Source organism: Nocardia sp. CY15, assembly GCF_009829295.1.
GTDB lineage: Bacteria > Actinomycetota > Actinomycetes > Mycobacteriales > Mycobacteriaceae > Nocardia > Nocardia sputi.
In genome coordinates this window covers 64124-78835 of record NZ_VUOT01000026.1, presented here as the reverse complement: position 1 = coordinate 78835, position 14712 = coordinate 64124, and the positions used below count along the sequence as shown (strand labels likewise).

Here is a 14712-nt window from a genome sequence, read left to right as displayed (position 1 = left end):
GGTCATGCCCGCGACCGGTCCGCGCCCAGGGCGCGGACCGTGTCGAGCAGCGACTCGGTCGCGCAGGCGACGGTCTGATCGAGCACGTCTTTCGGGTCGCCCTCGAACTGCCGGTGCCAGGCGTGGACGTCGTGCTCGGTGGCGATGGCGAACCAGACCGACCCCGGCGGCTGGCCGTCCTGCGGATCCGGGCCGCCCGCGCCGGTGACCGCCACGGCGACAACCGCTTTCAGCAGGCTTCGCGCACCGGTGGCCATCGCCTCGGCCGCGGTCTGCGACACCACGGGCACATCGGGCACCCCGAGAACCGTGTGCTTGACCTGCGAGCTGTAGGCCACGAGGCCGCCGCGGAACCAGTCGGAGGAATTCGGCGCCGCGCCGAGTGTGGCGCAGAGCCGACCCGAGGTCAGCGATTCGGCGACCGCCACGGTGATCTCGGACTGCCGCGCCGATTCGGCCAGCTGCTGTGCGTACTCGTCCGCGTGGGGCATTTCCGTCCTTCCTGCCTGTCTCCAGGCCCACCATACGGTCCGGCCCGGGTCTCGCCGAACGGCGCGGGCCAGGGTTTGCGCGACGCGGCGCCGGGAATGTCGGCAGAAGACCGGCACCCGACGCAAGGAGATGAAGCGATGACGACCGACGCGATCGTGCTGCTGCGCGACGACCACAAGGTGATCCGGAGGCTGTTCCGCGAGTTCGAGAAGGCGGGCGACGATGCCGTCGAGACCAAGGGCCACGTGGTGAACAAGATCATCGAGGCGCTCACGGTGCACACCTACCTCGAGAACGAGTGCATGTACCCCGAGGTGCGCAAACTCGTGCCCGAGCTCGAGGAGGACATCCTGGAGTCCTACGAGGAGCATCACGTCGCCGACGTGCTGGTCACCGAGCTGGCGATGATGAAGCCCGACGACGAGCACTTCACCGCCAAGGCCACCGTGCTGATCGAGAACGTCGACCATCACATCGATGAGGAAGAGGGCGAGTGGTTCCCGAAGGTGCGAGAGCGCCTGGGCCGCAAGCAGCTTCAGGAAATCGGGGCACGGCTGCAAGAACTCAGGAAGAAGGCGCCGACCTCACCGGCGCAGCCCTCTGCCCTGAAGAAGACGGTGGACGCCGTCCTGGCCTGAAACCGGCGATGGCGCCGACACCTCCGCAGGTGTCGGGCGCCATCGCGCGGGACTCATTCGGCGGGCGGGTACTGCTGGGCGCCGAGCACCCGGGCCAAGTGGGCGGCGTTGCGGGCCAGCGCCGCGGTCGCCGAGGCCACCGCCTTCGGCACCGAGTCGAGGTCCTGATAGTCGGTGCCGCCCATGGCTTGATCGTTCCAGTACGTGCAGCCCTGCGCGGGGATGGTGAAGCCGATGTCGTTGAGCCCCTGATACAGGTCGGCGACGATCTTGTGCGCGCCGTCCTCGTTGCCGACCACGGCGACCGTGGCCACCTTGCCGACCATCGCGGGACGGCCCTGATCGTCGGTTTCGGACAGCTCGGCGTCCAAACGCTCCAGCACCCGCTGCGCCACCGAGGACATGTGCCCGACCCAGGTGGGGGTCGAGATCAGCAGGATGTCGGCCGCCGCGATCCGTTCCCGAATCGACGGCCACTGGTCGCCGGGCCCCTCATCGGCGGTGACACCGGGCAGCACCTCGTAGTCCACCACGCGCAGCACCGTGCCCTGCACGTCGTGCCCGGCCAGCTCGTCGAGCACCTGGCGGGCGATGAGGTCGCTGCTGGATTCGGCGGGTGACTTCTTCAGTGTGCACACCAGTGCGAGGGCGCTCGGTCCGGCCATGGGGGAAACCTCCTGATTCGCAGTATGTTTCGGTTCAGCCGCGGGCGACGACCCGGATCGTGCGCAGCTTGGAGTCCGCGGCATCCGGCACGTTCATTCCCGCGTCGAGCCCGGTGCGCAGGTAGTCGATCACCGCGCCGTCGATCCGCTCGCCGGGCACGACCACCGGAATGCCGGGCGGGTACGGCGTGAGCTGCTCGGCGGCGATGCGGCCCACGGCGTCTTGCGCGTCCACCGTCTCGACCGGACCGAAGAACGCGTCGCGCGGCAGCATCACGGTCTCCAATTGCAGGTCACCGGGCGAGGGCAGGTGGATGGGGGGCGGCTGGGGATCGGTCAGTTGCTCGCGCCAAGCGGCTACGCCGTCGACCAAGGCCTCCACGGTGCCTTTGTCGTCGGCGAGCGACAGGGTCGCCAGCACACGACGGTGATCGCTCAGCCCCATGTCGAGGCGCCGGTGCTCGCGCAACCAGTCCGCCGCCTGGTAGCCGCTGGCCCCGGTCTCGGACACGTCCATCAGGACCTGGAGCCGATCGAGGTCGTGAGAGGCTTCGACGCCGAGCAGTTCGTCCTCGAGCACCGTGATGCCGGGGAGCTCGGCGAGCTGTTGTCTGGCCCGTCCGGCGACGCGCAGCGCGTGGCCCAGCAGTTCGGGCCCACGCTCGACCATTTGCCTGCGCCAACCGTCGAGCGCGGCGTAGACCAGCACGTTCGGGCTCGTGGTCATCAGCAGGTCGGCGCATTCGCTGAGCCGGATCGGGTCGATGAGATCGCCTTGCAGGTGGAACACCGAGCCCTGCTCGAACCCCGCGCCCATCTTGTGCACGCTGACCACGCACAGATCGGCGCCCGCGTCCATCGCCCAGGTGGGCAGGTCGTCGTGGAAGGGCAGATGCGCGCCCCACGCCTCGTCGACGATCAAGGGTTTGCCCCGCTCGTGGCAGACGTCGGCGATGGCGGCGATGTCCGCGCAGGTGCCGTAGGGACTGGGGCTGACGATCAGCGCGCCCGCGGCGTCGGGATGCGCGTCCCAGGCTTCTCTGACCTGCTCGGGTGAGGGCGGGTGCGAGAAATGCAGGTCGGTATCCCAGCGCGGGGTGATCCAATGCGGCTGGACGCCGGAGAACACCAGCCCGGCGACCACCGATTTGTGGCTGTCGCGCGCCACGAGCAAGCCGCCCTCGTGACCGCCCGCGACCGCCATCATGGCCGCCTTGACCGACAGGGAACTGCCGCAGGTGGAGAAGAACGCGGTTTCCGCGCGCACCGCGTCGGCCATGAGTGCCTCGGCGCGGGCGAGGTAGCCGCCGCGTGCCAGCCGGTCGTCCAATCCGGCGACGGCCAGCACGTCGGAGCCGAAGGCGTCGCGGCCGATCACGTCCAACACCCGTTCGTCGGTGCCGCGTCCTTGCCGGTGTCCGGGCGGGGTGAATCCGTACCGGCCCAGTCGGTGATAGTCGGCAAGCGCTTCCAGCAGAGGAGCTCGTGTATGGTCCACGGCTTCCGCCTACCCGGATTCGGCGACGGCACACGTCCGGTGTGCTACCCATCCACTACACCCGTCGCAAGCGGGCCGCCGCGGTCTCGAACAGCGGCCGCTACGCACGTCGGGTCGGCTCGCGCGCCGAGCGGTCCGGCGGGCCGTCGGCGCGATCCCCCGTACCCGCGTATGTGTTCGCACGCGGAGAACGGACCGGCGCGGGTGAACCCGGCGCGCTCGTTTCGGGCGAGGGCGCCCGGGTAGCACGGGGACAAGACCGGACCCCACAGGAGGAACACGCGGATGAAGGCAGTGACCTGGCAAGGACGACGCAAAGTCGCCGTGGAGACGGTGCCCGATCCACGGATCGAGGCCCCGACGGACGCGATCATCGAGGTCACCTCCACCGGTATATGCGGATCCGATCTGCACCTGTACGAAGTGCTCGGCGCCTACATGAGCAACGGCGACGTGCTCGGCCACGAACCCATGGGACGGGTGGTCGAAACCGGTTCGGCCGTCACCGGTCTGCGCCGCGGCGACCGCGTCGTGATCCCCTTCCAGATCAGCTGCGGCGCCTGCTACATGTGCCGGACCGGCCTGCCCACGCAGTGCGAGACGACCCAGGTCCGCGAATACGGTTGCGGCGCGGCGCTGTTCGGCTACTCCAAGCTCTACGGACAGGTGCCAGGCGGGCAAGCGGAGTATCTGCGGGTGCCGCACGCGGACGCCACCCACATCACGGTGCCCGACGGACCGCCCGATTCGCGGTTCCTGTACCTGTCCGACGTGCTGCCCACCGCATGGCAGGCGGTGGAGTACGCCGCGGTCCCGGAGGGCGGTTCGGTGACCGTGCTGGGCCTGGGCCCGATCGGGGACATGGCGTGCCGGGTCGCGGCGCATCGCGGGTATCGCGTGATCGGCGTCGACCGGGTTCCCGAGCGGCTGGCGCGGGTGGCCGAACGCGGCGTGGAGGTGATCGACCTCACCGACGCCGACGAGCCGGTGGGCGAGATCATCCGCGGATGGACCGACGGCCGGGGCACCGACTCGGTGATCGACGCGGTCGGCATGGAGGCCCACGGCTCGCCCTTGGCCTCGGCGGCCCAGCGCTCGGCGGCGTTCCTGCCGGATTTCGTGGCCGAGAAGGTGATGGACACCGCGGGTATCGATCGGCTCGCGGCGCTGCACTCGGCGATCGACATCGTCCGCCGCGGCGGCACGATCTCGGTCATCGGCGTCTACGGCGGCATGCTCGACCCGATGCCGATGCGGGTGCTGTTCGACAAGCAGATCCAGGTGCGGATGGGGCAGGCGAACGTGAACCGGTGGGTCGGCGACATCATGCCGCTGCTGCAGGACGGCGACCCGCTCGGCGTGGACACCTTCGCCACCCACCGCCTTCCCCTGACCGACGCGGCGCAGGCCTATGCCAGTTTCCAGCAGAAGACCGACGGTGCGGTGAAGATCGTCCTCGACCCGACCGCCACGAACTGATCGGCGCGGCGGGTCCGCACCGGACCCCGCCGCGGTCGTCCGCGACCGCGGCCGGGAACTGTTTGCTCTCTGCGCGCCTGGGTAGCTGCCGGGTATGAGCTTTTTACTACGCGGAGTGGTCTCGCCGTGGTGGCTCGAGGCGCCCACCTCCGCAGCCGCTGAGATGGCCCGCGCGGGCGTGGAGAAGGCAGTCGGCCTGGGAGCCAGGGCCGCCCAGGCGCCGGTGCAGGCAGTGGCCGCCGGCGCCCGGGCAGGTGCGTCACTGCTGAATCTGGGACGCGACGAGGAGTTGCGCGACGAGTTGGCGGCGCTGGTCGATCCGCACGCACTGCGTTCGCGCCGCCGCGTGGCCGTCTACGAGGACCGGGCCACCGTCGAGGTCCGCGGCCTGGACTCCGGCAAGAGCGAAGCCGTCACCGAGGCGCTGCACCGCACCCTGGACCGCCGCCGGGATGTGCGCTGGTGGCGGGTGAACGCGGTGACCGGACGAGTCGTCGCCGCGCTGGAGCACGGTGCGGCCGATCTGCCCGCCCTGGTGTCGGCGATCGAGTCGGTCGAGGCCGACACCGCGGTCGGCGACCTGGACTGGAGCCGCGGCTGTGAGCACCCCGGCGACCGGGAGCCGTTGCTGGCGGCGGGAATTCAGGTCGCCGGCGACGTGTGCGCGATCGGGCTGTCGGCGGTGGGGGCGGTGCTGCCGTTGCGCGCACCCGCCCGGGTACTGCGCGCGGCCGCCGCGTTCGTCGACACCCAGCCGCGGATCCGTAAACGGTTGGAGGAACAGCTCGGCCGTCCCCGGACGGACATGGTGCTCACCACGGCCAACGCCATCGGCAACGCCCTGGGCAACAGCGCCGCGGCGGGCACGGCGAATCTGGTGATCGACGCGGTGCACCGCGGTTTCACGCTGACCGAGTCGCTGACCAGGTACGCGCAATGGCGCAACTGGGAGGCCGAGATCGACCGCCGTCCCGCGGAAGTGTGCGAACCGTTGTCACCGCCCGCCCGCATCGTCGAGATGCCACAGGGGCCGATCGAACGCGTGGCCGACGAGACGGCCGCGGGTGCACTGGTGGGTGCGGTCAGCTCCGTGCTCGGCGGGCGTGGGCTGTTCGGCGCGGCCGACGCGTTGGAACTCGGAGCGCCCAAGGCGGCGCGAGCGAGCCGGGAAGCTTACGGTGCCCTGGTCTCCACGACGCTGGGCCGGGCCGGGGTGCTGACGCTGCACCCACGGGTCTGGCGGCGGCTGGACCGATTGTCGGCGCTGGTCATCGACGGTGAGTCGCTGCTGACCGCACGCAGGCTGGTGCTCGACGCCGAGACGACGCACGAGAAGTGGTCGGTCGCCGACGTGTGGAGCGTGAGCCAGCGCCTGCTGTGGGGTCAGGAAGCCGAGGAAGGCTCCGAGGGCGACGCGCGACCGGACGACCTCGATCGTCTCCAGTCCTCCGATGGCAACCGGCGGCTGGTGCACGCCGCGACCGGAAAGGTCGACCGAGGCGGGACGCGCCGCCCGGTATGGCGGGAACTGCACGACAACGGCACACCGGTCGGACGGGTACTGATCGGTCGCGAACTCGACCGGCGGGCCCACGCGCTGCTGGCGCGTGCGCGCAGCGCGGGACTGCGCGTGACCCTCGTCGGCGACGCCGACGCCGCGGAGTTGCGCTCCATGGCCGACGAATTCGTCTCTCCGTCGCGCTCACTGAGCAAGCTGGTGCGCACGTTGCAGCAGGACGGTCACGTGGTGGCCGTGCTGAGCCCCCGCGCGCACCGGGCGCTGGCCTTCGCCGACGTGGCGATCGGGCTGGCCGTCCGAGAGGACAACGCACTGCAGATCCCCTGGACCGCCGACGCGGTCTGCCGCGACCTCGGGCAGGCCGACCGCGTCCTGGCCGCCGTCGGTCCGGCTCGTCAGGTGAGCGAACGCGGGCGCTCGCTGGCCCTGTCGGCGGCCGCGCTGGGCGGACTGCTGCTGGCCGTGGCCCCGACCAGCGCGGGCAGAGCTTCGCCCATGACCGCCGCGCACTACACCGGTCTGCTCAGCGGCGCCTTCACCGGATGGCGTTCGGCGCGGACCGAGCCACCGGCCACCCTCGCCCCGTTGCTGCCCTGGCACGCTCTGGAAGCCGGCGAGGTGCTCAGCCGGCTGGCGCAGCCGGCTCCGTTGGAGGAGCGAGCCCAGCCGAGCCCCGCCGCCCGCATCCCGGGGGTGAGCGTCCTCTCCTCGGCCGCGTCGTTCGCCGGTCAGCTGCGCCGCGAACTGGCCGACCCGCTCACCCCGATCCTCGGGGTCGGCGCGGTCGCCACCGCCGTGCTCGGCGCGCCGTCGGACGCGGTGCTGCTGTCGTCGGTGCTCGCGGTCAACGCACTGGTCTCCGCGTGGCAGCGCCAGCGCGCCGAGGGCGCGCTGCACCGGTTGTTCGAGGGCGAACAGCTCACCGCCCGCGTCATCGATCGCGCGGACCTCGACGCGGACGAGCCGGGCGAACGCCAGGTGCCCGCGAACCTGCTCGCGCTCGGCGACGTGATCGTGCTGCGGTCCGGGGACGTGGTCCCCGCCGACGCGCGGCTGCTGCGCGCCGCCGACCTGGAGATGGACGAATCCGGCCTCACCGGCGAGTCGATCACCGTGGACAAGCAGGTCTCCGCCACCCCCGGTACGGCGGTGGCCGACCGCGCCTGCATGGTTTTCGAAGGCAGCACGGTGGTCAACGGCACCGGCCGGGCGATCGTCGTGGCCGTCGGCGCCGACACCCAGGCAGGCCGCGCCGCGGCCGGAGCCATACCGCCGGAGAAAGGCGGCGTGCAAGCGCAATTGCGCCGCTTGACCGACCGCGCCCTGCCGCTGACCTTGACCGGCGGCGGCGTCGTGACCGGGCTCGGCCTCCTGCGCGGCAGGCCGCTGCGCACCGCGATCGCCGACGGCGTCGCGGTCGCGGTCGCCGCGGTGCCCGAGGGGCTGCCGCTGGTGGCCACGGTCGCCCAGCTCGCGGCCGCCCGCAGGCTCTCCCGCCACGGCGTGCTGGTCCGCGCCAGCCGCACCGTCGAGGCGCTGGGCCGCGTGGACACTCTGTGCTTCGACAAGACCGGCACCCTCACCGAGGGGCGGCTGCGCCTGACCACCCTCGCCGACCTCGACGAGCAGTGGTCCCCGGACGCGGGCTCGGAGAACGCGCACCGGCTGCTGCGGGCCGCGGCCCGCGCCTGCCCCGACCCCGACGAGGGCCCGATCGTGCACGCCACCGACCGCGCGGTGGTGGATGCCGCGGGCGAGGTGCTCGGCGACGACGCCCGCCGCTGGGACCCGATCGAGGAGATCCCCTTCGAATCCAACCGCGGCTACGCCGCCACCCTCGGCCACACCGCCCGCAAACTGCGGCTCATCGTCAAGGGCGCCCCCGAAGTTGTGCTGTCGCGCTGCACGCAGGTGCGTGTGGACGACACCGACCATCCCTTCGACGACCGCATGCGCGAGCGCGCCGAACAGGTGGTGCGCGATCTCGCCGAACAGGGTTTGCGGGTCCTCGTGGTGGCCCGGCGCGACCTGCGCACCGAACCCGACGACGTCGAGGCGGCGGTCGTCGAACTCACTTTGCTCGGCTTCCTCGGACTCGCCGACGCCCCGCGCCCGCAGACGCTCCCGCTGGTGACCGCGTTGCAGCGCAATGGCATCAGCGTGCGCATGATCACCGGCGACCACCCGGTGACCGCGGCGGCGGTGGCCCGCCAGCTCGGCATCGAGGCGGGGGAGGTGGTGACCGGCGGGGATCTCGACCGGCTCGACGAGACCGCGCGCGCCGAGCTGATCGAACAGGGCACGGTGTTCGCCCGCGTCAGCCCGGAACAGAAAGTGCGCATCGTCGCGGCGCTGCGCCGCGCGGGTCACGTCGTCGGCATGACCGGCGACGGCAGCAACGACGCCGCCGCGATCCGCACCGCCGATGTCGGAATCGGCTTGGCCGCACAGGGTTCCGTCGCCGCCCGCAACGCCGCCGACATGGTGCTCACCCGTCCCGACCCGCTGGTGCTGCTGCACGCCCTCGTCGAAGGGCGCGGCATGTGGCAGCGGGTCACCGACGCCGTCGGCGTGCTGGTCGGCGGCAACGCAGGCGAAGTGGCCTTCACGCTCTACGGCACCGCCGTCAGCGGGCAGGCGCCGCTGGGCACCCGGCAATTCCTGCTGGTCAACATGCTCACCGACATGTTCCCCGCCATGGCGCTCGCGCTGTCGCGCGACGGCGAGGCCGTCGATCCCGACGACGACGACGATCCGCAGGCCCAAGCGCAGCGGGCGGCCGAGCGGCTCGCCGAACTCCCGCCCGCGCACCTGGGCACGGACCTGCTGCACACCCTCGGCGTCCGCGGCGTCGCCACGGCCACCAGCGCGTCGGTGGCGTGGACCCTCGGCCGCATGACCGGCACCCAGCGGCGCGCCGCCACCATCGGCCTGGTCGCGCTCATCGGAACGCAACTCGGCCAGACGCTGGTCTCCGGCTACCGCAGCCCGCTGGTGTGGGTCACCACGGCCGCGAGCGGGGCGGTGCTCGGCGCGGTGGTGATGACGCCGGGGCTGTGCCACTACTTCGGTTGCCGCCCGCTGGATCCGATCGGGTGGGGGATCGCGACCACATGCGCCACGACCGCCACCGCCGCAGCGGTGCTGCTTCCCCGGTTGCTGCCCCAGCCGGAGATCGCGGAGGAAGGGTGAGGCGCTGATTCGCACATCGCCGCCCGGGTATCCGCCCGGCGACGGACCCTGCCACCGCCACATCGACGAGGAGGAACCCTATGGCTCAACAGGTCGGTGACTACGTCGTGCAACGTCTGCGGGAGTGGGGCGTCGAGCAGGTCTTCGGCTATCCCGGCGACGGGATCAACGGTCTGATCGCCGCTTTCGGCCGCGCGGGGGACAATCCGGCGTTCATCCAAGCCCGCCACGAGGAGATGTCGGCATTCCAGGCCACCGGGTACGCCAAATTCAGCGGCAAGGTGGGTGTGTGCACCGCGACCTCGGGGCCGGGGGCGATCCATCTGCTCAACGGTTTGTACGACGCGAAACTCGATCACGTCCCGGTGGTGGCGATCGTCGGGCAGACCGCGCGCAGCGCGATGGGCGGCAGCTACCAGCAGGAAGTCGACCTGCAGAACCTGTTCAAGGACGTCGCCTCCGACTACTTGGTCGAGGTGAACGTGGCCAGCCAGTTGCCCAATGCCCTCGACCGCGCCTTCCGGGTCGCGCTCGCGCGCCGAGCCCCGACGGCGGTGATCCTGCCGTCGGATCTGCAGGAGGAGGACTACCGGCCACCGCAGCACGCGTTCAAACAGGTGCCGTCGAGCCCTCCTGGACTGCACTCGCCGCGCGTCGTTCCCGCCCCCGAGGACATCCGGCGCGCCGCGGAAGTGCTCGACGCCGGATCGAAGGTCGCGATCCTCATCGGTCAGGGCGCCCGCTCGGCCGCCGAGCAGGTCGTCGAGCTCGCGGAGCGCACCGGCGCGGGCGTGGCGAAAGCCTTGCTGGGCAAGGACGTCCTGCCCGACGATCTGCCCTTCGTCACCGGGGCGATCGGATTGCTCGGCAGCAGGCCCAGTTACGAGCTCATGCGTGACTGCGACACACTGTTGATCGTCGGATCGAACTTCCCCTACAGCCAGTTCCTGCCCGAACTCGGGCAGGCGCGCGCGGTGCAGATCGATATCGACGGCACGATGATCGGCATGCGCTACCCGACCGAGGTGAACCTGGTCGGCGACGCGAAATCCACACTGAGCGAACTGATTCCGCTGGTGCGGCGCAAGGACGACCGCGCATGGCGGGAGAAGATCGAGAAGAATGTCGCCCGCTGGTGGCAGACCATCGAACGCCAGTCCCTGCTGGACGCCGAACCGGTCAACCCGATGCGGGTGGTGTGGGAACTGTCCGAACGCATCCCCGACAACGCCATCGTCACAGCGGATTCCGGGTCCTCCACCAATTGGTACGCCCGCTGCCTGCGCTTCCGCGGCCGGATGCGCGGTTCCCTGTCGGGCACCCTGGCGACCATGGGCCCCGGCGTGCCCTACGCCATCGGCGCCAAGTTCGCCCACCCCGACCGGCCCGCGATCGCGCTGGTCGGCGACGGCGCCATGCAGATGAACGGCATGGCCGAACTGCTCACGATCGCCCGCTACCGATCACGCTGGAGCGATCAGCGCCTGGTGGTGTGCGTCTTCCACAACAACGACCTCAACCAGGTCACCTGGGAGCTGCGCGCCATGGGCGGTGCGCCGAAGTTCGAACAGTCTCAAACCCTTCCCGACGTCTCCTACGCCGAGGTCGCCCGCAGCGCGGGCCTGACCGGGATCACCGTGCGCACACCTGAGGAACTCGGCCCGGCCTGGGACAGCGCCCTGCACGCCGACGGCCCGGTGGTGCTCGACGTGCACTGCGACCCCGACGTGCCGCCCATCCCGCCGCACGCCACCTGGGACCAGATGAAGGACACCGCCGAAGCCGTGCTGCGCGGTGACCCGGACGCCTGGCACCTCGTCGCGCAGGGCGCGAAAACCAAGATCCAGGAGTTCATTCCGTAGCGACCGAAACGAGTGGTGCGATGACCGACCAGGATGTCGTCGACCTGCTGACCGCCCAGCACGCGCAGATCACCACGCTGCTGGCGCGACTGAAGGCGGGTGAGGACGGGAAGCAGGATCTGTTCATCGATCTGGTGCGGCTGCTGGCCGTGCACGAGAGCGCCGAGGAGGAGGTCGTGCATCCGGTCGCCGGGCGGGCCCGTTTCGGCGCCGACGACGACATCGTGCGACCGCGGCTGGAGGAGGAGAACGCGGCCAAGCGGGCGCTGGCACACCTGTACGACCTCGGGGTGGACCATCCCGATTTCGACGCCGCGCTGGCCGCGTTCGCCGACGCCGTGGCCGAGCACGCCACACGCGAGGAGACCGAGGAGTTCACGCTGCTGCGCGCGCAGTTCTCGACCGATCAGCTACGGCGCATGGCCGGTTCGGTGCGCGCCGCCGAAGCGGTGGCACCCACCCGCCCGCACCCCGGCACGGGGGAGTCCGCGGCCGCGAACCTCCTGGCCGGACCTCCACTGGCGCTGTTCGACCGCGCCCGCGACGCGGTGCGGGACTGGCGGCGCAACCAGGACATGTGAACCATCGGCAGGCCCGGCCTGCCACCCGAACGCCGAAACGGAAGAAGGAGGACACCGACCATGGGGTTTCCCGAACAGCAACAGAAGGTGCCAGGCATCCAGGCCAGGATGAACCCGGTGCCGGACTGCGGCGAGGACAGCTACCGCGGATCCGGCAGGCTGACCGGCAAGGCCGCCGTCATCACCGGCGCCGACAGCGGCATCGGGCGAGCGGTGGCGATCGCCTACGCGCGCGAAGGCGCCGACGTGCTGATCTCCTATCTCGACGAGGACGAGGACGCGAAGGAAGTCGCCGACCTGGTGACGCAGGCGGGACGCAAAGCCGTGCTCGTGCCGGGCGACCTGTCCGACGCCGCGCACTGCCGCGCCGTCATCGACCGGGCGGTGCGGGAATTCGGGAAGATCGACGTGCTGGTGAGCAACGCGGCGTTCCAGATGACCCACGAGACGCTGGAGGAGATCAGCGACGAGGAATTCGACCACACCGTCAAACTGAACATCAACGCCTACTTCTACCTGGTGAAGGCGGCGCTGCCGCATATGCCCGCCGGCTCGTCGATCATCGGGAGTTCCTCGGTCAACTCCGACATGCCCTCCCCGACGCTGGCGCCCTACGCGGCGACCAAAGCCGCCATCGCCAACTTCTCCGCCAGCCTCGCCCAGCTGCTGGGCGAGCGCGGAATCCGGGTCAACAGCGTTGCCCCCGGGCCCATCTGGACCCCGCTGATCCCCTCCACCATGCCGGTGGAGAAGGTCGCCCACTTCGGTGACGACACACCGCTGGGCCGTGCCGGTCAACCGGCCGAACTGGCCTCCACTTATGTCCTGCTGGCCTCCGACGAGGGCAGCTACATCTCCGGAGCACGGATCGCGGTCACCGGCGGCCGACCGATCCTGTGACCGCCTGGGCACGAGGAACCGCACGGGCGGCCGCTGCGCGAAGCGGCCGCCCGGCGCGGCGGTGACGGGTCACAGCATCGACACCACGATCGCGACCGCCGCGGCGAGGAAGACCAGCACCACCACCGCCGTGAGCACCATCGCCGCGACCCCGGTGACCGGGAAGTGGTGTCTGGTGCTGGGCTCCGGCGCGGACAGCCCGGAAGTCTGCGGTGTGTCCGGTGGCGTCGAGCCCGGTGGCACGCCGCCGCCGGGTTCCAGATCGGGCGTCCTCGTCGGGTCCGGATCCATCGCGTTCACTGCCGCTCCCTATTCGCCGTCGTTTCCAGGTACCTCGGGCGGTGCGTCAGGTCGTTTGCCGGGCTTCTTGCGGTACACGATCACCGCGCCGACCAGCACCGCGAGCCCGAGAATCACCAACAGTTCCATGCCAGGGGCCTACCCGGTATCCGCGTGCCCAATCGACCCGCGCTCAGGTGATCCGCCGGTCACACCCTGACGATGACGTAGTGACCGGCGGTCTCCTGGAACTCGACCGCGGAAGCGATCGCCGCGTCGTCGAGGACGGGACTGCCGTCCGGGACGACGATCAGTTTGTCGTCATCGTCGTAGAGCCGGTGGATGATCCCGACGCAGAGTCCGCGTGCGCGGACCATCGGTTCGGCCGGGCCGAGGTAGTAGGCGTCGAGCTCCGCACCGTCGGGCGCGAGGGTCCCCGGCACATAGCCGTAGTTGGCGAGGTACCGGAAGCCGCACGTCGGATGATGGCTGCCGTATGGACGGTCGAAGACCAGATCCACTGTGCGGCCGAGGAATCGGCGCGCCGATCGCAGCGATTCGGAATCCTCCATCGCGGGCGTGTCGGTCATCGTCCGACGCTACGCGGATCCACGCCCGTCACCGGTCGCGACGAAGCTCGACCGGGATCACCGGGGCGCGCGCCGCGATCCGCGCGCGCAGGCTCTGTGACGATCGATCGGCTGCCGGCGGCGTGGGGGCGCGGCGACGCACCCGGGCGCGGGCGACGAGTTCGAGGGTGACCGCGACGGCGCAGGACTGCGCCAGCAGCAGCCCGGCCAGCACCATGATCTGCACCGCGGCGGCCTGCGCGGCCGAGCCGGTCGCGAGCAGAACCCCGACGAACGCCCCCGGCAGCGTCACCAGCCCGACCGTGCGGGTCTGGTCGACGCCGGGCAGCAGCGCGTCGGCGGCCGTGGGCCGGATGATCTCCAGGCGCGCGTCACGCTCGGTGAACCCGAGACCGAGCGCGGCTTCGACCTCCCCCCAGCGCTCCTCGATCGTGTCCAGGGCACGCCGCGCCGCCAGCGACGTCGCGGTCATGGCGCCACCGGAGACGATGCCGCCGATCGGCACCAGCGCCACCCCGCTGAGCGGGACGACGCCGCTGAGCAGCAACATCGGCAGCACCGCGCCCAGACCCGCGCCGAGCGCCAGGCTCAGCCACAACCCCGATCCGCCCGCGCGGGCGCGCCGCGCCGAGGTCGCCACGGCCGCGCCGAACATCACCGCCAGCACCAGCAGCGACGACCACAGCTGCGCCAGCGCCGCGGTCAGGATCAGCGCGACCGCGGCGAGCTGCGCGGCGCCGCGGACCGCCGCCCACGGAGCCACCGTCACCCGCCCCAGCCCGGCGACCCCGTACACCACCGCCGCGGCAACGACCATGACGGCGCACACCACCACCAACCCCACCCCGGGCGTGATCGCCGTATTCATCCGTGCACTCTCTCACGCCGCCACACCCACCCGGGTTCGACGTCGCGACCGACGGTGCCGACCCGCCACGGCCAGGCGATGGCGCACGAGAGTGAGGGCATTGCGTGCGAGCGCGGGCTGGAGGAAGGTGAGTATGTCCGGTGGCGCCA

12 protein-coding genes are annotated in these 14712 nt (G+C 71.1%); 6 read left to right on the top strand and 6 right to left on the bottom strand.

The genetic code is table 11. From position 1 onward, the window contains the following. Window positions 1–2 precede the first annotated feature (2 nt). The gene (locus GVY39_RS25055) at window positions 3–491 is read right to left on the bottom strand and encodes a CinA family protein (RefSeq protein ID WP_159928735.1); all 489 of its coding nucleotides are present in this window, start codon (window positions 489–491) and stop codon (window positions 3–5) included. 138 nt (window positions 492–629) lie between these two features. Here GVY39_RS25055 and GVY39_RS25050 point away from each other — a divergent pair, with 138 nt between their 5' ends. After that, window positions 630–1130, top strand: coding sequence for a hemerythrin domain-containing protein (locus GVY39_RS25050; protein ID WP_159928724.1), 501 nt, complete (start codon window positions 630–632; stop codon window positions 1128–1130). Window positions 1131–1183: 53 nt separating this feature from the next. On the opposite strand, the gene GVY39_RS25045 is transcribed toward GVY39_RS25050, so the two are convergent. Both GVY39_RS25045 and GVY39_RS25040 read right to left on the bottom strand, forming a co-directional pair. Next, window positions 1184–1795: a flavodoxin family protein gene (locus GVY39_RS25045; RefSeq protein ID WP_159928722.1), complete on the bottom strand. Its 612-nt coding sequence runs from the start codon at window positions 1793–1795 to the stop codon at window positions 1184–1186. A 34-nt stretch (window positions 1796–1829) separates the two neighbouring features. After that, a complete protein-coding gene (locus tag GVY39_RS25040) occupies window positions 1830–3293 on the bottom strand; it encodes an aminotransferase class I/II-fold pyridoxal phosphate-dependent enzyme (protein WP_159928720.1) in 1464 nt (487 codons plus the stop codon). Window positions 3294–3578: 285 nt separating this feature from the next. On the opposite strand from GVY39_RS25040, the gene GVY39_RS25035 reads away from it, so the two are divergent. The 5 genes from GVY39_RS25035 to GVY39_RS25015 all read left to right on the top strand — a co-directional run bounded on the left by GVY39_RS25035 (window position 3579) and on the right by GVY39_RS25015 (window position 12826). Beyond that, window positions 3579–4772: an alcohol dehydrogenase catalytic domain-containing protein gene (locus GVY39_RS25035; RefSeq protein ID WP_159928718.1), complete on the top strand. Its 1194-nt coding sequence runs from the start codon at window positions 3579–3581 to the stop codon at window positions 4770–4772. A 94-nt stretch (window positions 4773–4866) separates the two neighbouring features. Beyond that, complete coding sequence (locus GVY39_RS25030) at window positions 4867–9483, top strand: cation-translocating P-type ATPase (protein WP_159928716.1); 4617 nt, start codon at window positions 4867–4869, stop codon at window positions 9481–9483. An 80-nt stretch (window positions 9484–9563) separates the two neighbouring features. Then, on the top strand, window positions 9564–11345 hold the full coding sequence (locus tag GVY39_RS25025; protein ID WP_159928714.1) for a thiamine pyrophosphate-requiring protein: 1782 nt from the start codon (window positions 9564–9566) through the stop codon (window positions 11343–11345). A 20-nt stretch (window positions 11346–11365) separates the two neighbouring features. Next, window positions 11366–11926 carry a hemerythrin domain-containing protein gene (locus GVY39_RS25020; protein WP_159928712.1) on the top strand — a complete coding sequence of 187 codons (561 nt, stop codon included), beginning with the start codon at window positions 11366–11368 and terminating at the stop codon, window positions 11924–11926. 60 nt (window positions 11927–11986) lie between these two features. After that, complete coding sequence (locus tag GVY39_RS25015; protein WP_159928710.1) at window positions 11987–12826, top strand: SDR family oxidoreductase; 840 nt, start codon at window positions 11987–11989, stop codon at window positions 12824–12826. A 69-nt stretch (window positions 12827–12895) separates the two neighbouring features. On the opposite strand, the gene GVY39_RS25010 is transcribed toward GVY39_RS25015, so the two are convergent. From GVY39_RS25010 to GVY39_RS25000, 3 genes are all read right to left on the bottom strand, one after another. Next, window positions 12896–13117 (bottom strand): DUF6480 family protein, encoded by a 222-nt coding sequence (locus tag GVY39_RS25010; RefSeq protein WP_159928785.1) that lies wholly within the window; start codon window positions 13115–13117, stop codon window positions 12896–12898. 197 nt (window positions 13118–13314) lie between these two features. Next, on the bottom strand, window positions 13315–13695 hold the full coding sequence (locus tag GVY39_RS25005; RefSeq protein ID WP_159928708.1) for an inorganic diphosphatase: 381 nt from the start codon (window positions 13693–13695) through the stop codon (window positions 13315–13317). 28 nt (window positions 13696–13723) lie between these two features. Continuing rightward, window positions 13724–14563 carry an ABC transporter permease gene (locus tag GVY39_RS25000; protein WP_159928706.1) on the bottom strand — a complete coding sequence of 280 codons (840 nt, stop codon included), beginning with the start codon at window positions 14561–14563 and terminating at the stop codon, window positions 13724–13726. Between the last annotated feature and the right edge of the window lie 149 nt (window positions 14564–14712).

Coding starts and splice junctions, on each gene's coding strand:
- GVY39_RS25055 (WP_159928735.1), bottom strand. CDS start 491: ATGCCCCACGCGGACGAGTACGCACAGCAGCTGGCCGAATCGGCGCGG.
- GVY39_RS25050 (WP_159928724.1), top strand. CDS start 630: ATGACGACCGACGCGATCGTGCTGCTGCGCGACGACCACAAGGTGATC.
- GVY39_RS25045 (WP_159928722.1), bottom strand. CDS start 1,795: ATGGCCGGACCGAGCGCCCTCGCACTGGTGTGCACACTGAAGAAGTCA.
- GVY39_RS25035 (WP_159928718.1), top strand. CDS start 3,579: ATGAAGGCAGTGACCTGGCAAGGACGACGCAAAGTCGCCGTGGAGACG.
- GVY39_RS25030 (WP_159928716.1), top strand. CDS start 4,867: ATGAGCTTTTTACTACGCGGAGTGGTCTCGCCGTGGTGGCTCGAGGCG.
- GVY39_RS25025 (WP_159928714.1), top strand. CDS start 9,564: ATGGCTCAACAGGTCGGTGACTACGTCGTGCAACGTCTGCGGGAGTGG.
- GVY39_RS25020 (WP_159928712.1), top strand. CDS start 11,366: ATGACCGACCAGGATGTCGTCGACCTGCTGACCGCCCAGCACGCGCAG.
- GVY39_RS25015 (WP_159928710.1), top strand. CDS start 11,987: ATGGGGTTTCCCGAACAGCAACAGAAGGTGCCAGGCATCCAGGCCAGG.
- GVY39_RS25010 (WP_159928785.1), bottom strand. CDS start 13,117: ATGGATCCGGACCCGACGAGGACGCCCGATCTGGAACCCGGCGGCGGC.
- GVY39_RS25005 (WP_159928708.1), bottom strand. CDS start 13,695: ATGACCGACACGCCCGCGATGGAGGATTCCGAATCGCTGCGATCGGCG.
- GVY39_RS25000 (WP_159928706.1), bottom strand. CDS start 14,563: ATGAATACGGCGATCACGCCCGGGGTGGGGTTGGTGGTGGTGTGCGCC.